We start from the raw sequence: 21,909 nt of genomic DNA, 5'->3' as shown, positions 1-21,909 counted from the left end.
ATTTTTTAATGGTAAAATTTCCCGGTGCTGACAAACTAGATGAGTTCAAAGAAGCCTGGTCTAATTGGTTAACAGGTTCTGGCGATAAAGCAAGTAAATTCTTTAACACTAGTAATCCAACCATACAGTTTTACTACGATCATCAACAATATTTTCACGTGATGGTCAGTGCAATTATCACGGTTGAAGGATTTCTTCAAAATCTGTTGTACACGTCATTATTTGGATTAGCGTCTATATCTTCTCTAATGGTCCAAGGTGCTCTGTACTTGTTTACAGTCATACCTGAAGCTTTAAGGGATAAAACTAATCCACTTCATCAGTTGGTGTATGGGGTCATGGCAATTGGTGTTGCTTTGATGGCCTTGATGATGACTTTTTATGTCATCAATGCTTTACGTGGCGCCAAAGGCAGCCATATTCGGTCAATGTTGATCAATTCGATGACGTCACTATTCCTAATGCTTGCAGTGCCATTCATTGCCACAACGACTGGTGACATGATGACGCGATTTGTGTTGCCTAACATTTCAACGGGGTCAACTTCAAATTTGGCTGATGTCCCATTGCGTGACAACACGCTGGATCTAGCCACCTGGGCAACTGATGGGTTCCAATCACAACCATTTGCTAGTAAGTCACCTAATTTAAATGGGCTAGACAAGATGGGAATCAATGATATTCCTGACTTTACGACTGAAATGACCTTACCTCAGATTAATCAATTGAATAAGATGGTTAGTCAGTCGCCATTTAATGATAAGTCAAAGACACCAAATGTTAAAGATGGTGATCAAAGCCAAGACCACGTCGATATTAAGAATGTGGGGAATGTTTTCCAGTATAAGTTGCAGGCATCACCGTTGGGTGATGGAACGTATACGCTAGAGAATTTAGACATCAAAGATGGCACATTCTCATTTGCGAAAACACGCTATAAGCGCTATTCTGTTCAGAATATCCCAGCCATCGCGGCATTTGCCGTCATCATTGGGGTTGGCTTCTTACTAGCGATTAAAATTTCGCGAACGGTCATTATGAGTTACGCTGAACTGATTGGGGCCTTCCTACAAGCCGGTCGTGATGTTGGGTCATCACAACCCATGAAGCAGGCGGTCATGAAACAATTGAATGTGGCATTGGCTGCCACGGTTGATATTCTCATGCTGTATTTGTTCACTCAGATGATTGGCACGGTGCCAAATGATGTGGCCAATTATGTCGCTGGGTTGCCTGGCGGTGAATTCGCTCGACCTTTGGCCTATGTTGTCATGATGGCTGTGTTGGGGATTGCTGCATACAATGGTAGTTCGGTACTCGAGAAGTCATTTGGTGTTGAAGCGGGCTACCAAGGCAGTGCCAATACCTTCGGTTTGATGACTGCACCAGGTGCTATGCTTGGATCATTCGTTGGGGCGAAGTTGGCAAATCAACGTCTACAAAAGCGTCTTGCAGAACTTAATCCGGAAGAAATGGATCAGCCGGGAGAAGCACCACGTCAAGATGCGGGATTTGTCGATCAAGGATTTGATAGCTCAGTACTCGAACGAGATGAAAGTGATATCGACGCATCAGGCGAATCTGAAAACTCGTATAATCTTACAAATACCGCTGAAGGCAAGTCCGAAGATGGTGCGACTACATTCGAGGATGGTGATGAAACCAGTCTCAACCAAGGAGTTGAAGATGGTGAAGACGATGTTACCGGTAATTCTGAAGATAGTCCGGATGCCTTTGAGTTTAGTGAACAACCGGTCACTAATGATGAACAAGCAATTGGTGAAGAGGCACAGGCACTCGAAGACAATGGGTTCAATTCGACCGTCATGTCCGAAGATGAGGCGTTTGCCGCTGGATTTGATAGCCTTGAACAATCGGAGCCGACCGATAGTCCGGCGGGACTTGAGAATGAAGGGTTTGCTGATCAAGTCCTCAATGATAATCCGGCATTTACAGGTAATAATTCAGCTACTGGCATGACTAACGAACCTGAATATACACGAGATCAACCATTGGAGAATCAAGCTAATGTAGGCGGAACGAACCTATCTAATCATCCAAATTTGTCGCCTAATAATGGTCGTACGCGAACGAACGTTCAACCATCAGAATACGGGACAGAACATGCTACTAGTGGTACTTATACGGGTTCCCAAACTAGTGGGCAACGTTCATTAGATAGTGCGAGCGGTGCACAACGAGGCACAGAGCGACCAAGTACAGTGCATACCACCCAACAACAACGTGCTAATGGTGCAGGTAATACGCAGGGAGGTGGCGCACAAAAGACGACAACCCCATTACAAGGCCAAACTTACCGACCAAATAATGGGCCGACTGCCTCGACAAACACGCAACAGGCGAAGCCAGCTTCTCAACAATTCCATGACGATTACATGAGACGTCGTATCGAGAAGCAGGCACAATTAATCATGCAAGAGTACGATATGAAGGAACAACAGCGTCAAGGTCGTCAACAGCAACGTGCACAACGCATTAAGCAAAACTTAACGCAACAACAAAAGCATCCATTAACGGATGCGCAACATCATGATGGTAAAGGGGAGGTTGATTAAGTAAATCGCGAATTGGAACCAGCAGTCGTAGATTGTACTAGAGTGGACTTTTCATTGCCGTCATTACCAAAAGTAGCCTTTTAAAAGCCATAGAATGGCTGTAATGAGGAGGTATTCTAACGTTCAAAAGGAGGTATCATAAAATGACAAACAATGATTTAAAACAAATCACTGAAATCAATCAACGCCTGGCAAATTCAAAAAGTCCGTATATTCAAGCATTTTTAAAAACACTTCAAGCAGATGATTGGACCGTCACGGCACAAGAAAAAATTTCGTTTGAACTGCTAAATTTACATTCGGTAATCATGATTAAAATATTTACGATTTTGTACAAAGACTCAACAAACGACGAACGAAAAGCAGAGATAGAAAATTTAATCGACATTATGTTTGATCTTGGCAAGGTTGCACAATTCATTGATTATCTCCACGATAAGACTGCACAAGACTATATAAACTACCCCCCAGATATGCCACAGCCACAGACTTATCTAGACTAAAGGCATGCACATAATTATCCGATGGAAAATAGCATAAAGGGGAGGTCGACTAATTAAAGCATGCGCTGAAACCAGTAGTCATTAGACTGCTGGTTTTTGTGTGTTACCTGGTTTTTGTGTGTTACCCAGTTTTTGAAACCAGTCAGGGATTCGCTAAGATAAGGGCATACTAAAATGTAAGGAGGTATCAAGATGGCTTACAATAATTGGCATGTCGCCGGTCGCGTGCGTAAAACAGGTTGGTGGAGCAAGATTCCGATAGTAGGAACGTGGTTAGGCATTAATTTGTCGACGACACAGGTGAAGTATGGCGCCCTTAGCTTCTTAATAACGTTGGCGATTTTAAGCCAGTATCCGACGTCAGACTGGTTAGGTATGATTATCACCGCAATCCTGCTATTGGTTCTGACAGTTTATTTAGTACTACCAGAACCAGAAAAATATGCCCCAGAAAAAATACGCGGACAAGTTTTCTTCCAGTCACTATTTAAGATTGGTGAGGTGTCGGCATACCGTCCCTTACGGCCGGAAGATTTGAAACGAGGAGGAGAATAATGCCGTTAGCGAATGAATTTAAGGTACAAGAATATTTTTGGGAACCACCAGCCTCAAACTTCAAGGATCCAAAACTCAAGCAGAAAACGGCGCCCTACTTCTTAGGATACCGTGGGATGACAAAGGGACCGGAAGCTTACATCATTAGTAATACATCTTCTGAAACAGGTGGGCTTATTTACTCAGATTTACTATTACTAGATGGAGCTGCAATCGCCAATCTACCGATGGATTTGAGCAATATGATTGTGGAAGATGCTGGACGTGTCTTTACCGGATTAGAAATGGGGACATCTATTTCTTTTAAATCATATTCTTACCGTGTTTCAACGTTACACCAACAGAAAAATTGGGCAGCACGTAGAAATCGTTTGCAACATCAATTGTCAACGACCACTGATACTCAAAGGCAGCGACAAATTAAGGCGCGCTTAGCGATGATTGATAACGAATTATACAAGCAGCAACAGCTTGAAAAGAATGTTTGGTCGCGTGAATACTTGATGGTGCCTTTTGCGAACAGTGTTGCTGAGTTGACAGAATTAATTGCGACACTGGAATCATTTGGAAACGGAGAAGGAACAAAGCCGTTTAGATTTTCCAAGTTGACCAGGCAACAAAAGAAAGAGCGGTTATTTGCGTTAAATAATCCGACTCAGTGTATGGATGAGGACGAGGAGATATACGATGAGTAGTAGTTTGGATTGGACGTTAGTCCAGCGAAAGTATATTGCTGAACTTAGAAATCGTTATCTATCTACTAGTTTTACGCCAGTAGAAACAGGCGAGAATATTGATCTATATGGGACAATCGACGTGTCTGATGTGTTCTTTGAAATCGTCAATTTCCCCCTGCATGAAATATATCAGGTCGTCAAATATTCTGAGTATGCACAAAATCGATACTATCAAAGAGATACAGATGATCCTGATAAATATCCCTATGGACGCTACATTGGCCGTGAGAGTCGAACATTCTTTGCGCTGGAACGCATTGAATTTCTAGGAACCACAAGTATTCAAGAATCAACAGTGGTCGGGATACTACAGGTTCCTGATTTAGAGAAGTTATATCAAGCCGCAAAACGTAAAGTGGCGGCTTATCATTTGAAAAACATGTTCTGGGCAGATGAGAACGGACAAGAAATAAAGCCAAATAAGCAGGAAGGAGCGACAATAACGCTCCCTGTAATTGCGTTGGTTGAGCTTTGAATTATTAGAAAGGAGTCTGGTAGCTACAAAAACAAATTTATTCTAAGCGCCGCCTTAGTCAATTTAACAAGGAGATAACACAATGGACAAGGTAACGGCTCTGATGTCAAGACTCCGGACCTCTTTTTAGAGCCCGCTAGGGCTCGTACCACGAAAATTTTTCAAAATGACCTGATTTCGTACAGATTTTGGGTCATTTTTTAATGGGGTCCAGGGGTTTTGCCCCTGTGCCTGCCGGAGGCTATGGAGTTACGGTGGTCTAGTTTGGATTTTGTTGAATTTCACAAGTCTGAGGGTATAGCAAATAAGCACTGGTCAGAGTGATTTTTGGACTTCACAAAGTCAGTGCTTGTAAACGCCGGTGTATAGGCAAATTTGTATAATCGCGTTTATATCATCTAGAAATTGGTCTAGGCGGCATCACGGAGTGATATACGATTGTTGTTATACCAGTTGACGTACCATCCAACAGCGGCTTGCACATCAGCGATACTCTCGAAATCCTGTTGGTAGATCAGCTCCCTCTTGAGTAACGAGTGAAAACTTTCGATGCGGGCATTATCGTAAGGGTGCCCTTTACGGGAGTAAGAGTGCCTAATACCTATGGACTCCAGTGTATTTTCAAACAATTCGCTGGTATACTGGCTTCCCATATCGCTATGCACATACAGTGGTTTTTCACCTCGTCTTAGCGCCTTAACGATTACTGAGGTTGCTAGTTGAGCTGTCATCGTATCTGCGATTCGATACGACAGCACCTTACGGTCTTCCGGATCATATGCACTAGCCATGTAAACCCATGTCTTATCGGTCAACTGGATATACGTAATGTCAGTTGTAATTACGCCACTTAGGTCATCCAGATTGATAATGAGATTTGGCATCTGATCTTTGTCATTGACTGTTGTAGGCTTGTTATATCGCTTTTGCATACGCGATTTCAAGCCAGCTTCACTCATCAATTGCCATACAAAGCGGTCGCTGATTGCTAGTTTGAATAAGTCGCGCATGGTTTTAGCAATTCGTCGATAACCATAAATGCCTTTATTGGCTGTGTAAATTGATTCGACGGCAATTCTCAATTTGTTGTGTTGTATTTCTTGTGCGCTCGGCTCCCAATGGATCCAGTCAGAGTAAGTGGACATTGGAATTTTCAAAGCACTCAGAACGCGTGTGATGCGGTGCCCCTGTACCAAATTTTTGTGGATAATTGGTAAAACAACACTTCTACCGCGCAAAACTAATGTTTTGCCAGCAACACCGCCGCACGTTTTAAAATTTCGAGCTCTTCTTTCAAAATTGCGTTTTCCTTACGCAACTTCTTCAATTCATCAGCTGATATTGATTCGCCATTCACTTCTACAGGCGCATATTTTTTGACCCAATTCCGAATTAAATCGGCTGAAGGACCGTATTCCTTGGATAATTCATCGGGCCGACGGCCCGCTTTAACCATCTCCACGATGGACTTTTTAAAGTCCTCTTCATAACGTGTAACCATAAATAAAAATACTCCTATGATGATATTTTACCAAACTAGAAAAACTAGTCCGGAATCTCATCATAAGAGCAAACTAAGAACCTACAAAAAATCGCACAAGACCCTAACTATCGCAAAATTCTATCAGGAATCAACAGTCGAATCGTAACAAATAATGACTTTCAAAAGGTATTTGATGACTACTTTGTTCTAAAGAAGTTATTGCAAGAAACGAATAGTTCATTAAGCGATGACGGTTTGTTTATTGAAACCAGTAGTGTAGCTAAGTACACAGGTTATGGCATTCAAACGATGGTTATCAGGCTCTATGAGCATGACTTGAATTTTGGAGATCTAGTCATTGTCATATCTACTAGCCTCGCACCAATTGGTCAAGGATTTGCGTTTGCTGCTTTCACAGACGATATTGAAATGATTGCTGGTGGTGTGGGATTTAAGCATTATTTCAACGATGAAGGAATTGAAGTTGGCTTAGGACTGGATGAAAAGAACAATGAGGTCCCACTTGATTCATCAAAGTTGAAACAAAGATACATGAACATCAATGTAATTTTGCTCTAAATCCTTACAGAGTGTAGACGTCAAAAAGAGTGTTGGTGAACAGTTAGTGAATAATGATAATTTTGTCACGGGGCGCTGATGTCAAGATTATCAAACATGTTCAAAGAGATACTGTACAGGTATCTCTTTTTGCTATAGTTGGCCACTTTTTTTAGATACACCAATAGTAGTTAGAATGAACTCATCAAAATAAGAAGGGGATACGACCATGGCAAGAAAAGATGACACAGAACTATTTAAAGTAGCCGCTATGGACGCCTTACGAAGCGAGCAGCAAGAAATTAAGCAGGCAGGGACGTTCACCGTGGTTGAAAGGTTACCGGAACGGTATGTGGTGTTTGATTCTAGGTTCAGAGAGTATATGGTCCATGATAAATGGGTTGGTAGTCTTAACTATCATACAACAGGAAATATAGACGAGGCTTTTGTATTTGATTTAAAAAAAGATCCTCAGTCGGACTCACTCAAAATTCTTGATTGGATGTTGAAAAATGATCCTAGTTTGACAATGAAACAAGTGGTAACAACGTTTGAGAATGCGGTATCTGTTATTGAAATTACAAAAGGGTGGTATATTAAAGAACCGTCGTATGCGACGTTGTCCGATTGGTCGGAACGGACAAGCGACTTGTCCCTTGATAGCATTGAGATAACTTGTTTCTTTGCTAATGCGATGCAATTTGACATCAATAATAATGGCAATTCAGGCCATACACTGGCCCAGTCAATTATGGCAAATATACCTAACAGTCATTTAGTCTGGTATAGGATAAGAAAGTTTGAAGTGATTGACAGTGATGCAATATAAAAAACACCTTTTCAGGTGGTTTCACTGATAATAAATACGCTAAACGAAAGGGAAATTGATGCAAGATTTGATGACTAAATGGTTCTATCAAGAACAACAAAATAATTTTAAAAATGACGTCGAGTTATTTGTCATCCAAATGCCTAACCATGAGTATTTAACGTTCAATTCAGACTGGCCTCTAAAAATGATTGATGATGAGTATTTGCATTTAGAAAATATTAAGACAACGCCGGTCATAACGAAGGCAATACTATTTGAAGAATATAATGAGCACTCTCTATTTGAAAATTTTCTAAACCGATTCTTTGAACGCTACCAAGATGCAACAGTCATCCGTGTGTCAGCATCCTACGGAAGATGCGCTACAGATCAGGAATGAATAACCAAGAGCGAATCCTTGATATGTTACAAGTACTTGATCCGAATTTTTTAAATCAATGGTTGACACTACTTTAAAATAATTACTTTGTTTCGTACTTGTTGCTCTTATGACTGGGCTGGAATGTTTTTAAAGAGCCAAACCTGAATCTGGCTGGTAGTCCAAAAGAAAGGACATTTATTGTAATGATATCTTTGCGAAAGAATGCCGAGTTTAAGTTAACTGGCAAGGTAACCGAGGTCTACATGGACGAAGGCGAGTCACATGACTTTGGTCGCAACATGGTGTGGAAAGAAGGATACTTACAACTGTATATTGGTTGGCTACCAGGGATTGAGACTCCTCCGGATGGTGGCCTGATGTATGACACAAGAATCAGAATTAGATTCGAGGACGTTTATGACAACGCAATGCCTCAGAAGCAGGATTTTGGAGCTATTACCGTTGAAAATTTTAAATATCTTGTTGGGGAGTTTGTGACTGTAACAGGTCATATTCTCATTATTTCTTCTGGTGATCAAAATGAAGTCGAACTCTTTGCAGACGATTTTAATGTCTTGTGAGTCAGTGAGTGTATAAGTAGCATTAGCAATGCTAAAAAACGACAAGGCGCTTCATGGTCACTTGGCGCTTAGTATTAAAACATGCATGAGGTGAATAAATGGCACAGATAACACAAAGCAACTGGGTTCATATCGTGGGCTGCGTAGTTCACGCAGATTTAGATATGTCTGACAATGGGATTATTGGAAAACTAAGACTTAATTTTGGGGAAGACTATGAGATGCACTCCTCCTATGTCGCAGTTTTTTTTGAGGACAGCGAAAGTCCCTCGAACTATCATTTGCAGAATTTTGAAAATTTAATCGGTAAATTTGTTGATGTCGCCGGGTATATGAAATTTAATCCGACAAAGCTAAACAAGTCCACCATCATATTTATCGCACAATCAATTACAATGCTTTGAATGCTAGTTTTGTTCGGGCAAATCCATCAAGTTAATGGTTTTTTGTTTCAAAGGATCTTCTGTAAAGTGAACAGTAAAAATACTTTGTTCCAGATTGTGTAACGCCTCGTATCCGAACTGGTCAATAATCTTTTGTTGCTGTTCTTTGCCTATACGATGTCTTTTATTCGTTATCGGGTCGACAACTCGGCGATGAAGGCTCATGGGATAAATATGCAAATCAGTCCCCTTTCGTGCATGATTTTTGTTGTTAGATACCCGATTTACTTTATTACGAACCTCGGTTCGATCGATTTGGAGAAGTATTTGAAGCGATATGGTTTCCATACGCGTAATCCACGATTGCAGGAAAGGAATAAGTGAATTATTCGTCTGAAGGGTAGAGTATACGTTAGAAAAAGACTGTGTTGGCCAGTATCCATTCATCCTGTACTTACCATTTTCTGCTGATACTGCGATGTTCTTGAGAGATTCTGTGGTATTCGAGGAATCAGTGACGATCAAATACATGTTCACAAAGTCTTTACCGATGTCCGGTGTATTGGTTATATATGTTTCAATCAACCCGCCATGATATTTATAGGAATCTAACAAAGTAACCTGTCTACCACTTATGAGAGACAGGTTATGAGTATAGGCGTTAGTAAAATCCATTATAAAAGCCCCAATCCACTCTATGTGTGAATTGGAGCACATTAAAATTCTTGAGCATAGTCTGAAATTTTGATATAATTTCAGTATAGTCAAGTTGACTCCAACTCTTTGCGTTTCTGACGGCGAAATCAAAAATAACACATAGAGTTATATAATTTTTATAACCAAAGTCTATCATGAATGAATTGTTTGTTCAAGATAGCACAAAAAGCCAAGTAACGTTTTGTTACTTGGCTTTTTAGTTTCTCAAAGAAACTTCCTGCGTGCTTGGTCAAATGAATACACCCAAGTATGAGAGGCGTCCAGTATTTTTCATTAATTTTAGCTTTGCCATCTATTAGCCACTTTTTTCAGATACACCAATGGTCGTTAGAATGGACTCATCAAAATAAGAAGGAGATACGACCATGGCAAGAAAAGATGGCACGATTGCTAATGTACAAGCATGGGAAGCATTGGGCTATGATTTTGAAACGATTCTAGATACACAACCTCAAGGGCCAGTGGAAATTTTTCCAACCTATGCCAAAGTTCCTGGTGGCTACCAACGTGTCCTGTATGTGCACGATTTGGATAATGATAATTACGCCAATCATTTCCTAAGAAAACTGTCTGAAGAGCATAACGTTATTCTGGATATTGACACAGGGGTCGAAATGACCGGCCCATTCAAAGATAAGCTTGATAAAGCTTACGTCAATAAAATTACTGATGGTCGAGATGGCGGCATTCCTAAACTTTCCAAACAATTCGATACTTCGGATAGTGCGTATGCGATGATGATGTACAACATGCTGAAGAATAATGCAAAAGCGATGCGCCTCTACATTCGACTATTCGTATTTGCTCGAACGAAGCGAGCTCTAGAACAACGCACACGTGAATTGATTGCCAAGTATCCCCGGTTTAAATTTGCGGTATTACGCGGATTTCAAACTGATGAATACCGATCACAATGGTTACCAGCGTTGTTACAGTCTGAAAAATTAGATGAATCCCAGCCCGGTTTGTCAATTAGTAGTTTGGACTTGGGCGGTGCCTATTGGGCTAATCAAACCAAATTAGAGGACCCATATGGGTCGATTATTGGCTCAACATTTACTGGTGGCATGATGAATTTTAATCTTTACACGCGTGACGGTAAGAGTCGTGTGACCCCGTTTGCGTTGATTGCCGGAGACCCCAGTTATGGTAAGTCAACGTTGCAAAAGTTATTGGTTGAAGATGCTATTAAACGTGGCCACCGAGTGGCAATGTTTGACCCATCAAAAGAGTATCATTCTCTGACAAAGTCAGCTGGAGGGGTGATTTATTCACTTAATGGCGATGGTATGACCATTAACCCTTTTCAAGTATTTGTCACTGAGACGTTGGAGAACGGTGAAGTTGATTATGTTAATTCCTTCGCCCAACATATTGAAAAGTTGTTGGCCATTTACGGATTCATGAGTCAAGGATTAACGCAGGAACAGTTGTCAGATGATCGCATTAGTTTGAAAATTTTACTGACGAAGTTTTATATTGATCAAGGACTATGGACCGATGCGCCACAACTAAACCCCGGCATTGTGAAGAGCCTCTTTGAACGACAGCCACGCGAATTTCCTAAGTTAAGCCACTTCAATGTATGGCTTAATTCAGCCGCCCGTATGAATTCAGATGGGATGTATGGTGAAAAGCTACCAGTGACCCAAAGGTCATTAATGCGCTTGCAAGCAACTTTTAGCAATATGGAAAAGCAATATGGCAACATTTTTAACGCTTATACAACCGCCCCGGATTTATCGCAGGAAGATGTGGTTTGTTACGATGTAAGCGGTATTTTGCAATCAAAAGATTTATTTAATGCACAAGTTTACTCAGTTCTAGCGATGGAAAACCACTACATCATTCGAAATGGTCGCCAACAACGCCAATTGCGACGTGAGAACAAAATCTCTCTTGATGAGGTTAAACATACCGTCTTGGTACTGGATGAAGCGCAAAACTATATTTCGTTGGACAATGCCTATAATCTCAAGTTCATCGTGACCGTTCTAGAGCAAATGCGAAAGAATTTTGCCGCGCTCATGATGGCGATGCCAACCATTAAGGACGTCGTCCTGATTGATAAATCATCACCGGATGTGGCGATGAAAGAATTTACTAAGAACGTGGATAAATTATTTGGCTTGATGCAATACAGATTTTTCTTCCACTTACCTGATAGTGATGCAACCGCGCTTAAAATTGTGCTTGGAAATTCCATCACCGTGACGGAATTGGCCCAAGTTCCAAAGTTACAGAAGCGACAAGCACTACTCAATATTCAAAACTATCGTAATTACTTGTTCAGCGTAACTGTTACAAATGATGAGTTGCGACGTTTTGACGGAGGTGAGTAATGCCAATGAGACAACGGAATCAACAAAGTCATTTTGCAACAGGATTTTGGCGACTATGGTACGCCTTATCGTTCAAGGTAAAATTCATCATTGCAGCATGCTTGATGACACTACTGTTGTTTTTTGGTCTAGTCGTATCCATGACTATTTTCATGTCTAACGATGCGGACTGTACGACCACGCAACAAAACTATAGTGGCGGTGGTGATACCGTCACTGGTAATTGGACTGTACAGGGTACAACTGCCAACCAACACGCCAAGGAAATTTGGGACTATTGGGTTGGTAAAGGGTTCAGTGGTGCAGCTAGCGCTGGCGTTTTAGGAAACGTAGATGTTGAAGGTGGTTTCTCAATTCCTGATCGAGCGCAAGGTCACTACACTGACGATGCCTCTTCTCAAATTTCTAAAGGTGTTGTACCAGTCGGTGGAGGTGGCGGGTACTATCAATTCACACCGTATGATAAGTTTGCCCCATTGGGATCTGAAAAATAGCTAGATACTAACGCCCAAAATGAATTTGTGTGGACTAGCGAGCTTCAGAAGGCAAGCTGGCGTCATGATTATAGCTTATTGACCGATCCGGTCGAGGCCTCAAAATCATGGTTTAAGTTATATGAGCGAGGTGCGGCATACGACGATCGCAAATCTAGCGCTGCCCAAGCTGCCTATCAGTTATTTGGTGGTGCTAATATTACAGGCAGTCCGGTGGATGATTCTAATCAAGATAACACGGTGACTGATACCATTGATAACAATGAAGCCCTTGCTAATGAAGCGAATAGCGGCTGTGACGTTGATGCGTCAGCTGATGAAGAATACACTGGCCAAGCTGCAAAGGGAGCATGGAAGACATATGACGAGCTGCCTGCCGATGTTAAAAAGTACGCACACGATCCGGCTAAATTGATTGGTCCTCGTGGTAACGGCGAGAAGTGGATTGCAGCTGGTGTTTCAGCGGCATCCTACGATCAATGTGTCGGCTTATCAGTTGCTTATGGGAATGCTATTTGGGGGTTAACCGGCAATAAGATGGGAAATGGGATTGATACGGCTAAAGGATTTGCGGATCAATCCATGACAAAACTATCCACCAAGCCGAAGGCTGGGGCTATTTTCTCACGTGGTAACAACACCCCGGCTGGACACACGGGGATTGTCGAACACGTGTTTGAAAATGGTGATATGCTGATTGTAGAGCAGAATGTTCCTGGGATGTCTGGAGCGGCTAATGGCGAGCGGTTTACTTGGAACTTTGAGGTTGTTTCAAAAGAGTATATGGAGAAGTACCAAGCCGTTTATGCTTATCCAGGAGATAACAGTCAGTATCACTTAAAGTGGTAATAGCAAATGGCGTAGTAAAGGGAGACAAAAATGATATGAGTAAAATTTGGACTGGGTGGTTGTATGCTGCGTTAGTGATGGCTCTTTTGACGCTAGTTGGCACAACGTTTTATCTATCAGCTGACACGAGGCAGACAAATGCTCAAGTTGAAGCCATGACAAAACAGACAAGTGACACCACATTACAATTAAAGCAGATACAAAGTCAGACGAAACAACTTCAAAAAATGAATCTGACGGATGAATTAAACCGTGCGCAAGAGTCGGCTCGTAAATTAGTTAACATTCTGGTCGACAATGGTGATGTAAACTTGCGTTATCAGTTGATTAAAAAAAGCGGTCTGTTACCAGCATCAACTAAACGTAGTGATCCCATCATATCGACTACTTACCCAAGTGGCGATGATGTTGACATCAAAGTATCAGCAGTCACCGACTACACCGATGTCCCCGTTATGGTTATCTTCAAAGAGAATCAAACTGAGGCCCATATGATGATATTGCAGTATGATGCCTACCAGAATAGGTTTACTGGATATCAATACTACGATAAAGGGAGTAATTAGATGATGACACGTCGCGACAAATACTTACTTGGTCTGTTAGTGTTTCTAATAGCTGGGGCTGCACTGCTAACAGTGAGCGCCGTTGCAAAAAATCAGGCAAGTCACAAGACTTTCGCCGGTAAGCGGCACCAATATCAACGCGTTCAAGAGAAGACCAAATCCGCAACGAAGTTGTATCAGGATGGGATGTTAGCAACTAATAACCGTGATCAAGAAACAGCCGATGATTTGACTGAAATTCAAAAGCAAGGTAGTACGATTTTGGACAGTTTGGGAAAGTACAAGTCTGCGAAACAATATAATCAAAATCGCACAGATTTAGCGCAACGGTTAGGTGCTGAAAATGCAACTGCATTATTGCCTAATGACGATGATGGAACAGGACATAGCTACATTGATACCATGAAGTTGACTTCGTACATGAGTGACAAGCAATCATTCGTCAGTTTGAATGACCTGAAAAGTGAAGATACGAACCAGGTATATTTAATTGGCACTGTTCATGGGGGACACTTGGGTGATGAAAAACGATCCAATTCTGTTGGAGTCCCGGTGCTATATGCCGGTAGCTACAACTCCAAAACTCAGGATTTTGATAAAGTGAACCGTGTTGCTAGATTGGACGAAAAATTTTCTAGTGATTTGAACTTAGGCAAGTAACACACCAAATTTTCGCCATAATTCGCCATAAAATGATGCTGAGAGACGCGCTGAGAGCGTCAAAAGTAGACTAACATGGGCAACTATGCACGAATTGATAGGAGAGAACGCCTGTTTATATAATGGCATATTTTAGTGTTAATCAGACTTTTTAGAAGAATAACGTTTTTTCACAACAACATAAAGAGCCCCCGAAAGTAAGTTACAACTTTCGGGGGCTCACTACATCCTAACAAGAATTAGTTTACAGTCACTCTGATTTCGATTATCATTATAGCTGACATCATGTAAGTGGTTTTTTGAGGTGAGTTCACATATATGATGTCCTTTTTGATAACAAGTACAGGGTTACTTGACGGAATTCACTCGTGGGTAACTAATAAATTGTTAGGATGAGACATCCTATTGATGATTAGTTGCAGGTATCAACTAATCATCAATAGAAACCATTCTAACGCTTAGCGTTATTTGTGTCTACCCTGTTGTGAAAAGTTGCACGTTTTTGTCCAAAATGTGCAACTTTTTTTACGCCTCTTGTATTTACCCAATAAAGTGTTAGTAAGTTTACAGCTAAATTAGTTAGTAAATATTTAATGTGAAAAGAGCACTAGACTGCATCAATCCAGTGCTCTTCTTTGTTAGTAGCGATTTGATATATTCAAGGAGACTTCACAAATAATTAGCAATCATGATTTTTTAAGACGACATCCCAGGTAAGATGTTTGCTACTAACAGATGCGATCTTTAATGGCAGCCACATTCCAAGTTAGCTGAATTTTACCACACAAGCATGCAACACTCAACGTGTCTCATGTTGCTTGGCTAGTCGGCGATGCAAACGAGCTGCCAGACGTAGTTCTGCTGTCGACATTAATCGAAGGGTAGATGGATGGCCATGTTACGTCATTTAACGTTACCATACAGCAGCATTGTGATAAAATGCACGACGACTACTTGGCGAGCAGTCATGGTAAAGGTAATTTAACCCATCCTAGATGTAAGCAAATGAATTATGACCGAGTGCCAATAAGTTTTAAGAGGTGAATTGTCAATTCAACCGGAACACTTGAGATAAATAATATTCTTTAGCCGATCTCCAGCCGAAAAGCTTTCGAGGTCGGCTATTAATTTGCTCAACCATTTGTTCAATGTATTCGTCTGAATAATCTTCGATTGCAGTCCCTTTAGGGACGTACTCACGGATTAGCCCATTTGTATTTTCGTTGGTCCCACGTTGCCATGGAGCGTGGGGATCAGGAAAGTAAAACTGGACATCGAATTTCTTTGTTATCTCATCTTGCGCACTGAATTCATTTCCGCGGTCTGGAGTTAAAGTCTGTATCTGACTAGTTGGAAGGGAATCTAGCATTGAACCTATGATTCTCATAACATCGACGGTTTTCTTTGATGCCGCTCGTTTTGAAAGTAATATTCTGGTCTTCCTATCAACCATTGTGACCAATACTTGACCGCCTTTACGGCCAATAACAGTGTCCAGTTCCCAATCTCCAATTCGAGAGCGACAACCTGCTTCTGCAGGTCGCTCGTCAATCGTATTTGGAATTCTAATCTTACCTCGACGCTCGACATGACCTTTAGTATGTCGAGTTTTTCCTCTATGCCGAAGCGCACGAGCAATGCCCCGAGCTTTGTGACTTTTCACCGGCTGGCCCAAGTTATCTCTATAAATCGCTCGGTAGATTGTATTTGCGCTAATAATCGTATGACCTTTTGATATCTTTAGTCGACCAGCTATCTGTTCAGGCGACCAATGTTTTTGATTAATTCCATATATAACTAGTTCTCGCAGTTCAGTGTTATCTAACTTTCGGTGTTTATGCGACTTCGTTCGAGCAAGCATGTGCTTTTGATCGGCATCCTCAGCTTCATAAGTTGAGCCAACACAGCGGGCAATCTCACGAGAGATTGTCGAAGCGCTTCTACCAATTTCTTTTGCAATGCTACGCATTGACAACCCTTCTCTGAGTAAAACTTCTATACGTCCGCGATCAAATGCGGTAAGCTGATGATAATGACTCATAATGTTTCCTCGCGTTCTGTATGTTCTAGACAAACTACATTTTACGCTGGTTCATTATGAGTCAGTTTTTATTTAGCTTAGTGTTGCACTTGAATTGTAAATTCAAGGATCATTTTTCCCGTCCTGTAAATTAATAACAGAGGATCATTTTTCATACGATTCGATATAAAAAAGAATTCGAGAAATCAGGCCATTTTGAAAATTTTTTTGGGGAAGGTACGAAGTCTTGACATCAGCGCCTGTGTACTTAATCGGAAATAGCCATGGGGGACACGTTGGAAATGAAACACGTTCGAAATCGCTTGGAGTTCCGGTACTTTACAATGGTGTTTATAGCATTAAGAAACGCGCTTTTGGAAACGTCAAGCTAGTAAGCCGATTAGACGAAAAGTTTAGTAGCAGCATTAATTTGAGTAATCATTAGCGGTTTGGTAAACGACTAAAAGTTCCGATAGAATTTAAATACTTAGTTATTTTCAATATCATGAAAATGCTATATTTATTGCGCTTTGTTTTATAAGAGGAGGATTCTATGTTAGTTAGATCATTAAAAACAATTGCTATCAGTATTTTTGGAGTCGCTTATTTGATTTTAGGCCAATTCATCGGTGCTATGGTTGCACCGGTATTTCCTGAAAAATTCACAGGTATCGTAAGCTATTTTACATATCTTTTGTTCGTTTTTATCACGTTAATGTTATTCGCTCGATTTAAAAAAGGTGGTCCGGAGTCACTTGGATTTAATTTTATCGGCATAAAATGGTGGTGGTTTGTATTCGCACTGGTATTACCATGGGTGCTAAACCTGGTTATGATGGTTCTTCTTCATGGAAGTATCGTTCCTGATCCAAATCTTTCAGGCAACAATGCAATATTTACTTTGATTGCAGCAATCATATCTGGTCTTACGGCTGGCTTTACAGAAGAAATGATTTTCCGTGGACTACTATTTTCAAAGGTAAAAGAATACTCAGGAACATTAGTAGCTGTAATTTTCCCATCATTTGTGTTCGCAGCAGCACACATTTTAAATGGGGCAATAAGTATTGCAAGCATAATTATGCTACTTTTAGGTGGGACCGCGGTAGGTATTATGTTTAGTATGATTAGAATCGCAACTGGATCCATTTGGGCCGGTGCTTTGGTACACTCTGTTTGGGATATTTTAATAGTTTCACCATTAAGTGAATCACCACTTTTTTCATTGTCCTTTAACGACTCGCTAAAGGGTAACCTTCTGCTTAGTGGCGGTGACTTTGGTATTGAAACATCGTTGCCTGCTATTCTGTTATATACGCTTGTAGCACTTGGACTGTACTATACGATGAAAAAATACCCTAGTATTTTGAAGCTAAAGTATTAATGCAATGAGCAATTACGTTGTTTAATTTAAGAAGTAGCATAAATATATTCGATTTTTATCGTTAAAAGGGTGCTGAGAAACCCACTGAGAGCTTCAAAAATAGACGCAAATGGACAATTATGCACTAATTTGCACGTCAGAACGTTCACTTTAACTTGATTTACTAACAAAAGGGACCTTAGATTGTTTAAATCTAAGGTCCCTTTTGTTAGTAGCGTTTCGTATATATATTCAAGGAGGATTTAACACAAAACTATCTATCAGTCATGATTTTTTGATATAGCATCCCAGGTAAGATGTTTGCTACTAAAAGATGCGATCTTTAATGGCGGCCACATTCCAATCTAGCATTAGACTATCACAGTCCTCAACTAAACATCAACGAGTTTCGTGTTGCTTTGCCAATTGGCGATGCAAACGAGCTGCCAGACGTAGTTCTTCTATCGACTTTAAGCGAAGGGCAGATGGATGGCCATGTTGCGCCATTTTACGTTGCCATAAAGCCGCATCCTGATAAATTGCGCGATGACTTCTTGGCGAGTAGTCATGGTAAAGGTAAGTTAACGCATCATAGACGTAAGCAGACAGCAAGCGTTCTGGGAAAATGAATTGTGATCGAGCGCCAATCAGATCAGTCTTTTTTCGTAATTGTAAGGATGTCTGGCGCTGTATATACTCAAAATCAGACGTGGCAGTCGCAACAATACGGGCTAACCTGATTTGACGATGGTTACCAGATTCGACATTGATGAGCTTGTCTAGTAGAAACGAAACCTCTAGTTGATCATGCTTGAGTGCTGCGTATAAGTCGTTTGATAGTTTTAACCAGCGCGTTGGGGTTTCCTGGATGGTACCGTCTGGTGCTACAAATGGGAGCGTAATCCCAATAAAATAAATTTGGAGGGTTTGTACGTTAGAGTCCACAAATAGTGAGTTCAAAATATCAGTCCTTTACTGGTTTATCACTTTAATAATTGTCTACCTTGTGCTTCAAGTTTAGCAAAAATGGCTGTGCGCTTCATATGATGCGTTACCAATTGGAAACTAAGTGCGTAATGTTGGCTATCAATTGAATCGATATAGCAAATCTCCAGTAATAGCCCTTCTGAAGATAGTGGCTGTTGGGTTGCTTGAGCTAGAGGCACTAAGTGTCCCAAAAATTCATCGAAGCGTAGGAATGTTTGCGCATCGGAATCAAACGGGAACACAAGTATAATATCACCAATGGCGTAGTCATGGGTATCATGACTAGTTACCAAAGCCCGCAATTTGTTGTTTTTAATCGCTAAAAATCGTTGTGGTGTGATAGACATTTCAAATATTGACATGAGTGATACCTTCCTTTCCTAATGACGTTGTATGAAGCATCGTTGGTTATCTACTATGATAATGCTTTTGATGCCAATCATGGCCAATTTCGAATACGTGTTGGCAGGCCGTTAGGATGCCTTCAAAAATTATTAACACAATCAAATAGATGACGGTAAACAGCGTAACGGCAATAAAAAACAGTAGTGTTGAAGGTGGCATAGTCCAGGGCTCCTTTTCTATCAGCTATCCAATGGGATAACTGAATGATTATTTCGTTTTGACAGGCGTTACATTATACAGACAGCGCAGCGCGACAAGGGCGGCTTTGCCGTGCAATTTACCCTTGTCGTGCTGCCTAGTTCTGCTTAGTGCAATGCACTTAGCAGTAACTGTCTGTATTACTGTACAGAGGTCAAAAAGAAATATTCAGTTAGGCCCATTGGATGGTGCTGCAAAAGGCAGCACATTGGAGCCCCGTTTTACGGGGTCTGGGGGGGAATAGAACCCCACGTGTGGGGCCTGGGGTATGCAGGGGCACAGACAGGGTGCCTGCCTGTGCTGATTATATTTCTTGCCAGTCAAAAATTTGACTGGGCGTCTCTACCATGAATGAACTGACTTGCAAGTCGTCACCGGTTAAAATGATTTTGCTGTCCAGATAATATTCACGTGCCTGCGTCAATATATCTCGATTTGTATCGACATCTATTTCGACTGTCCGTGTCAAAATTTCTTCGTATGTGATAGTCGCTTTCATACGTCATTCTCCTTCGTCTGAGTTCTTTTCAATTCGGTACAAAACGCCATTTTTCAAGACGTCGTTGAAAATATCATGTGCTTCTTGTTCGAGCATGTGAGCTCGTTTTGATTGCGCTTTTTGTTGTTCATAGCGGTCCGCCGTTACCGTCATGGCTTGATACTGTTCAGCAGTCAACGAATTTGGTTTAACGCCTGTATCTAACAGTAATAAGGCTTGGTAAAACAGTCGGGGACTTTCTTTCTCAAGCCCTGACAACACGTTGTAAATCGTGTCTACCAGCTTAACGCTGACGTTTGCTTCGACCATTTCTTCATATCCAGTTGATAGGGCCTCCTTATAGTGCTTGGCTGGTACTTTGGTTTCCTTGTAGTTGTATGTCATATCAGAAATGGCTTGTGCCATTTTAGGTAGTGTTAGCTTAATAAAATCATCAAAGTATTGACGTGGCATTTTTAACTCCTTATTTCTCTAAACGTAAAGTTACATGGCTCTTCTCGTGGAGCGCTTGTTTAATGTAGTTGATTAATTCTGTTGCTTCTCTGTCGGATAAATTCAACTCTTGGACACCGTCAAAGGTGTTTCGTGACACAATTCGTTCGTCATATCCTTCGGGTTGATAGACGTCCCAGCTAAATATTTTGAGTATCATAGTCGCTCCTTTTCATTTTAAAACGTCATATTTCATGGCAATTTGCAAAATATCGCTGATGTTGAACCAATCAACAAGTTTATGGTTATGTTCTCGCCAAAAAGTAACAGTCGTAATAGGGTCGCCAATAGTGCCGTCTGGAGAAATTTCCCAAACTCGAATGGCATAGCGTCCTTTATCGTCAGGTTTTTCATCTGCCATAAGTGCTGTGCCATTACCTAAGTTAAAAGGGGTACGACCACGCGTTGCAACGAATTGGGTGGCTCGTTGGAAATATTTATCTGCCATGTGTATGGTCTCCTTGCTAAAATAATCGTCACTGAAAACCTTTCTACCAGCTACTACCTGTTGTAGCTGGCTTTTGTCGTTGTGACGGGAAATTTTTAGTAGGTGGCAGGTCAAACACAAGGGCGGCTTAGCCGTGCCATTTACCCTTGTGTTTGATCTAGTGCTTCTTAGCCGAATGGCTTAGAAGTCACTGGTACCTGCTATAAATGATAGGCACATAAGACACAAGCCGGATATAACAGGTAGCGGGCGGAAAGCCCGTATGTGGGCCCCGTTTACGGGGACGGGGGCAAGTAGACCCCCATATTAGGGGACTGGGGGTAAATGGATCCCCGCCCAGCGGGGTCTGGGGCATGTTGATTGGAATAGAATTATTAACCACTTTTTGTGTGTCCAAGCCTTTTATTTAAACTGAAGGCACACAAGGAGGTGTTAGTATGGTCAAACTTAAAGACATGAAGTCGATTCCAATTCAGGCCTATTTGGATCATTGCTCTTATGATGAGATTCCGGACTAGTTTTTCTAGTTTGGTAAAATATCATCATAGGAGTATTTTTATTTATGGTTACACGTTATGAAGAGGACTTTAAAAAGTCCATCGTGGAGATGGTTAAAGCGGGCCGTCGGCCCGATGAATTATCCAAGGAATACGGTCCTTCAGCCGATTTAATTCGGAATTGGGTCAAAAAATATGCGCCTGTAGAAGTGAATGGCGAATCAATATCAGCTGATGAATTGAAGAAGTTGCGTAAGGAAAACGCAATTTTGAAAGAAGAGCTCGAAATTTTAAAACGTGCGGCGGTGTTGCTGGCAAAACATTAGTT

26 protein-coding genes are annotated in these 21,909 nt (G+C 41.2%); 17 read left to right on the top strand and 9 right to left on the bottom strand.

Annotated elements, in window-relative coordinates:
* The first annotated feature begins 338 nt into the window (after nucleotides 1–338).
* The 5 genes from OIT45_RS11875 (at nucleotide 339) to OIT45_RS11855 (ending at nucleotide 4,846) form a co-directional block, all read left to right on the top strand.
* Complete coding sequence (locus OIT45_RS11875) at nucleotides 339–2,576, top strand: hypothetical protein (protein WP_199404669.1); 2,238 nt, start codon at nucleotides 339–341, stop codon at nucleotides 2,574–2,576.
* 143 nt (nucleotides 2,577–2,719) lie between these two features.
* On the top strand, nucleotides 2,720–3,079 hold the full coding sequence (locus OIT45_RS11870; RefSeq protein WP_199404670.1) for a hypothetical protein: 360 nt from the start codon (nucleotides 2,720–2,722) through the stop codon (nucleotides 3,077–3,079).
* Between the two features lie 192 nt (nucleotides 3,080–3,271).
* On the top strand, nucleotides 3,272–3,634 hold the full coding sequence (locus OIT45_RS11865) for a hypothetical protein (RefSeq protein ID WP_199404671.1): 363 nt from the start codon (nucleotides 3,272–3,274) through the stop codon (nucleotides 3,632–3,634).
* Complete coding sequence (locus OIT45_RS11860) at nucleotides 3,634–4,329, top strand: hypothetical protein (RefSeq protein ID WP_199404672.1); 696 nt, start codon at nucleotides 3,634–3,636, stop codon at nucleotides 4,327–4,329. The genes OIT45_RS11865 and OIT45_RS11860 overlap by 1 nt, the downstream gene beginning before the upstream one ends.
* Entirely contained in the window at nucleotides 4,322–4,846 is a 525-nt protein-coding gene (locus OIT45_RS11855; RefSeq protein ID WP_199404673.1) for a hypothetical protein, read from the top strand. Before OIT45_RS11860 ends, OIT45_RS11855 begins: the two co-directional genes overlap by 8 nt.
* A gap of 410 nt (nucleotides 4,847–5,256) precedes the next feature.
* On the opposite strand, the gene OIT45_RS11850 is transcribed toward OIT45_RS11855, so the two are convergent.
* The gene (locus OIT45_RS11850; RefSeq protein ID WP_264329899.1) at nucleotides 5,257–6,084 is read right to left on the bottom strand and encodes an IS3 family transposase; all 828 of its coding nucleotides are present in this window, start codon (nucleotides 6,082–6,084) and stop codon (nucleotides 5,257–5,259) included.
* Nucleotides 6,085–6,086: 2 nt separating this feature from the next.
* Nucleotides 6,087–6,347, bottom strand: coding sequence for a transposase (locus OIT45_RS11845; protein ID WP_264329950.1), 261 nt, complete (start codon nucleotides 6,345–6,347; stop codon nucleotides 6,087–6,089).
* Between the two features lie 201 nt (nucleotides 6,348–6,548).
* Between OIT45_RS11845 and OIT45_RS11840 the strand changes: the two genes are divergently transcribed.
* The 5 genes from OIT45_RS11840 to OIT45_RS11820 all read left to right on the top strand — a co-directional run bounded on the left by OIT45_RS11840 (nucleotide 6,549) and on the right by OIT45_RS11820 (nucleotide 9,065).
* On the top strand, nucleotides 6,549–6,908 hold the full coding sequence (locus OIT45_RS11840) for a hypothetical protein (protein ID WP_264330298.1): 360 nt from the start codon (nucleotides 6,549–6,551) through the stop codon (nucleotides 6,906–6,908).
* A gap of 208 nt (nucleotides 6,909–7,116) precedes the next feature.
* Nucleotides 7,117–7,716 (top strand): hypothetical protein, encoded by a 600-nt coding sequence (locus tag OIT45_RS11835; RefSeq protein ID WP_199404944.1) that lies wholly within the window; start codon nucleotides 7,117–7,119, stop codon nucleotides 7,714–7,716.
* A gap of 58 nt (nucleotides 7,717–7,774) precedes the next feature.
* On the top strand, nucleotides 7,775–8,098 hold the full coding sequence (locus OIT45_RS11830) for a hypothetical protein (protein ID WP_199404945.1): 324 nt from the start codon (nucleotides 7,775–7,777) through the stop codon (nucleotides 8,096–8,098).
* A gap of 245 nt (nucleotides 8,099–8,343) precedes the next feature.
* Nucleotides 8,344–8,661: a hypothetical protein gene (locus OIT45_RS11825; protein WP_199404946.1), complete on the top strand. Its 318-nt coding sequence runs from the start codon at nucleotides 8,344–8,346 to the stop codon at nucleotides 8,659–8,661.
* 98 nt (nucleotides 8,662–8,759) lie between these two features.
* Nucleotides 8,760–9,065, top strand: coding sequence for a hypothetical protein (locus tag OIT45_RS11820; protein ID WP_199404947.1), 306 nt, complete (start codon nucleotides 8,760–8,762; stop codon nucleotides 9,063–9,065).
* A 3-nt stretch (nucleotides 9,066–9,068) separates the two neighbouring features.
* Here the strand turns inward: OIT45_RS11820 and OIT45_RS11815 are convergent, their stop codons facing one another.
* Nucleotides 9,069–9,719, bottom strand: coding sequence for a hypothetical protein (locus OIT45_RS11815; RefSeq protein ID WP_199404948.1), 651 nt, complete (start codon nucleotides 9,717–9,719; stop codon nucleotides 9,069–9,071).
* Nucleotides 9,720–10,126: 407 nt separating this feature from the next.
* On the opposite strand from OIT45_RS11815, the gene OIT45_RS11810 reads away from it, so the two are divergent.
* The 5 genes from OIT45_RS11810 (at nucleotide 10,127) to OIT45_RS11790 (ending at nucleotide 14,672) form a co-directional block, all read left to right on the top strand.
* Nucleotides 10,127–12,103, top strand: coding sequence for a conjugal transfer protein (locus tag OIT45_RS11810; protein WP_199404949.1), 1,977 nt, complete (start codon nucleotides 10,127–10,129; stop codon nucleotides 12,101–12,103).
* A 152-nt stretch (nucleotides 12,104–12,255) separates the two neighbouring features.
* Nucleotides 12,256–12,597, top strand: a complete 342-nt coding sequence (locus OIT45_RS11805) for a phage tail tip lysozyme (protein WP_264340098.1) — start codon at nucleotides 12,256–12,258, stop codon at nucleotides 12,595–12,597.
* A gap of 27 nt (nucleotides 12,598–12,624) precedes the next feature.
* On the top strand, nucleotides 12,625–13,446 hold the full coding sequence (locus tag OIT45_RS11800) for a CHAP domain-containing protein (RefSeq protein ID WP_199404951.1): 822 nt from the start codon (nucleotides 12,625–12,627) through the stop codon (nucleotides 13,444–13,446).
* A 35-nt stretch (nucleotides 13,447–13,481) separates the two neighbouring features.
* A complete protein-coding gene (locus tag OIT45_RS11795; protein ID WP_199404952.1) occupies nucleotides 13,482–14,012 on the top strand; it encodes a hypothetical protein in 531 nt (176 codons plus the stop codon).
* Complete coding sequence (locus OIT45_RS11790; protein ID WP_199404953.1) at nucleotides 14,013–14,672, top strand: hypothetical protein; 660 nt, start codon at nucleotides 14,013–14,015, stop codon at nucleotides 14,670–14,672.
* A gap of 1,048 nt (nucleotides 14,673–15,720) precedes the next feature.
* On the opposite strand, the gene OIT45_RS11785 is transcribed toward OIT45_RS11790, so the two are convergent.
* Nucleotides 15,721–16,713: an IS30 family transposase gene (locus OIT45_RS11785; RefSeq protein WP_264329956.1), complete on the bottom strand. Its 993-nt coding sequence runs from the start codon at nucleotides 16,711–16,713 to the stop codon at nucleotides 15,721–15,723.
* Nucleotides 16,714–17,245: 532 nt separating this feature from the next.
* Here OIT45_RS11785 and OIT45_RS11780 point away from each other — a divergent pair.
* Nucleotides 17,246–18,076 (top strand): CPBP family intramembrane glutamic endopeptidase, encoded by an 831-nt coding sequence (locus OIT45_RS11780; protein ID WP_199405032.1) that lies wholly within the window; start codon nucleotides 17,246–17,248, stop codon nucleotides 18,074–18,076.
* Between the two features lie 378 nt (nucleotides 18,077–18,454).
* Here OIT45_RS11780 and OIT45_RS11775 read toward each other — a convergent pair whose 3' ends face one another.
* The 5 genes from OIT45_RS11775 to OIT45_RS11755 form a co-directional block, all read right to left on the bottom strand.
* Complete coding sequence (locus OIT45_RS11775) at nucleotides 18,455–19,015, bottom strand: hypothetical protein (protein WP_199405031.1); 561 nt, start codon at nucleotides 19,013–19,015, stop codon at nucleotides 18,455–18,457.
* A 23-nt stretch (nucleotides 19,016–19,038) separates the two neighbouring features.
* On the bottom strand, nucleotides 19,039–19,404 hold the full coding sequence (locus OIT45_RS11770; protein WP_199405030.1) for a hypothetical protein: 366 nt from the start codon (nucleotides 19,402–19,404) through the stop codon (nucleotides 19,039–19,041).
* Between the two features lie 545 nt (nucleotides 19,405–19,949).
* The gene (locus OIT45_RS11765) at nucleotides 19,950–20,144 is read right to left on the bottom strand and encodes a hypothetical protein (protein WP_199405029.1); all 195 of its coding nucleotides are present in this window, start codon (nucleotides 20,142–20,144) and stop codon (nucleotides 19,950–19,952) included.
* A 3-nt stretch (nucleotides 20,145–20,147) separates the two neighbouring features.
* A complete protein-coding gene (locus tag OIT45_RS11760; RefSeq protein WP_199405028.1) occupies nucleotides 20,148–20,597 on the bottom strand; it encodes a hypothetical protein in 450 nt (149 codons plus the stop codon).
* Nucleotides 20,598–20,808: 211 nt separating this feature from the next.
* A complete protein-coding gene (locus tag OIT45_RS11755) occupies nucleotides 20,809–21,084 on the bottom strand; it encodes a hypothetical protein (protein WP_199405066.1) in 276 nt (91 codons plus the stop codon).
* Nucleotides 21,085–21,646: 562 nt separating this feature from the next.
* On the opposite strand from OIT45_RS11755, the gene OIT45_RS11750 reads away from it, so the two are divergent.
* Entirely contained in the window at nucleotides 21,647–21,907 is a 261-nt protein-coding gene (locus OIT45_RS11750) for a transposase (protein WP_264329950.1), read from the top strand.
* The last annotated feature ends 2 nt before the right edge of the window (nucleotides 21,908–21,909 follow it).

The organism is Weissella sp. LMG 11983 (genome assembly GCF_025908495.1).
GTDB classification, from domain to species: domain Bacteria; phylum Bacillota; class Bacilli; order Lactobacillales; family Lactobacillaceae; genus Weissella; species Weissella fermenti.
This window is presented reverse-complemented; position numbering and strand designations above follow the sequence as displayed.

What these genes read in the sequence shown, in the direction of transcription:
- OIT45_RS11875 (WP_199404669.1), top strand. Translation starts at nt 339, where the DNA reads ATGGCAATTGGTGTTGCTTTGATGGCCTTGATGATGACTTTTTATGTC.
- OIT45_RS11870 (WP_199404670.1), top strand. Translation starts at nt 2,720, where the DNA reads ATGACAAACAATGATTTAAAACAAATCACTGAAATCAATCAACGCCTG.
- OIT45_RS11865 (WP_199404671.1), top strand. Translation starts at nt 3,272, where the DNA reads ATGGCTTACAATAATTGGCATGTCGCCGGTCGCGTGCGTAAAACAGGT.
- OIT45_RS11860 (WP_199404672.1), top strand. Translation starts at nt 3,634, where the DNA reads ATGCCGTTAGCGAATGAATTTAAGGTACAAGAATATTTTTGGGAACCA.
- OIT45_RS11855 (WP_199404673.1), top strand. Translation starts at nt 4,322, where the DNA reads ATGAGTAGTAGTTTGGATTGGACGTTAGTCCAGCGAAAGTATATTGCT.
- OIT45_RS11845 (WP_264329950.1), bottom strand. Translation starts at nt 6,347, where the DNA reads ATGGTTACACGTTATGAAGAGGACTTTAAAAAGTCCATCGTGGAGATG.
- OIT45_RS11835 (WP_199404944.1), top strand. Translation starts at nt 7,117, where the DNA reads ATGGCAAGAAAAGATGACACAGAACTATTTAAAGTAGCCGCTATGGAC.
- OIT45_RS11830 (WP_199404945.1), top strand. Translation starts at nt 7,775, where the DNA reads ATGCAAGATTTGATGACTAAATGGTTCTATCAAGAACAACAAAATAAT.
- OIT45_RS11825 (WP_199404946.1), top strand. Translation starts at nt 8,344, where the DNA reads ATGGACGAAGGCGAGTCACATGACTTTGGTCGCAACATGGTGTGGAAA.
- OIT45_RS11820 (WP_199404947.1), top strand. Translation starts at nt 8,760, where the DNA reads ATGGCACAGATAACACAAAGCAACTGGGTTCATATCGTGGGCTGCGTA.
- OIT45_RS11815 (WP_199404948.1), bottom strand. Translation starts at nt 9,719, where the DNA reads ATGGATTTTACTAACGCCTATACTCATAACCTGTCTCTCATAAGTGGT.
- OIT45_RS11810 (WP_199404949.1), top strand. Translation starts at nt 10,127, where the DNA reads ATGGCAAGAAAAGATGGCACGATTGCTAATGTACAAGCATGGGAAGCA.
- OIT45_RS11805 (WP_264340098.1), top strand. Translation starts at nt 12,256, where the DNA reads ATGTCTAACGATGCGGACTGTACGACCACGCAACAAAACTATAGTGGC.
- OIT45_RS11795 (WP_199404952.1), top strand. Translation starts at nt 13,482, where the DNA reads ATGAGTAAAATTTGGACTGGGTGGTTGTATGCTGCGTTAGTGATGGCT.
- OIT45_RS11790 (WP_199404953.1), top strand. Translation starts at nt 14,013, where the DNA reads ATGATGACACGTCGCGACAAATACTTACTTGGTCTGTTAGTGTTTCTA.
- OIT45_RS11785 (WP_264329956.1), bottom strand. Translation starts at nt 16,713, where the DNA reads ATGAGTCATTATCATCAGCTTACCGCATTTGATCGCGGACGTATAGAA.
- OIT45_RS11780 (WP_199405032.1), top strand. Translation starts at nt 17,246, where the DNA reads ATGTTAGTTAGATCATTAAAAACAATTGCTATCAGTATTTTTGGAGTC.
- OIT45_RS11770 (WP_199405030.1), bottom strand. Translation starts at nt 19,404, where the DNA reads ATGTCAATATTTGAAATGTCTATCACACCACAACGATTTTTAGCGATT.
- OIT45_RS11765 (WP_199405029.1), bottom strand. Translation starts at nt 20,144, where the DNA reads ATGAAAGCGACTATCACATACGAAGAAATTTTGACACGGACAGTCGAA.
- OIT45_RS11760 (WP_199405028.1), bottom strand. Translation starts at nt 20,597, where the DNA reads ATGCCACGTCAATACTTTGATGATTTTATTAAGCTAACACTACCTAAA.
- OIT45_RS11755 (WP_199405066.1), bottom strand. Translation starts at nt 21,084, where the DNA reads ATGGCAGATAAATATTTCCAACGAGCCACCCAATTCGTTGCAACGCGT.
- OIT45_RS11750 (WP_264329950.1), top strand. Translation starts at nt 21,647, where the DNA reads ATGGTTACACGTTATGAAGAGGACTTTAAAAAGTCCATCGTGGAGATG.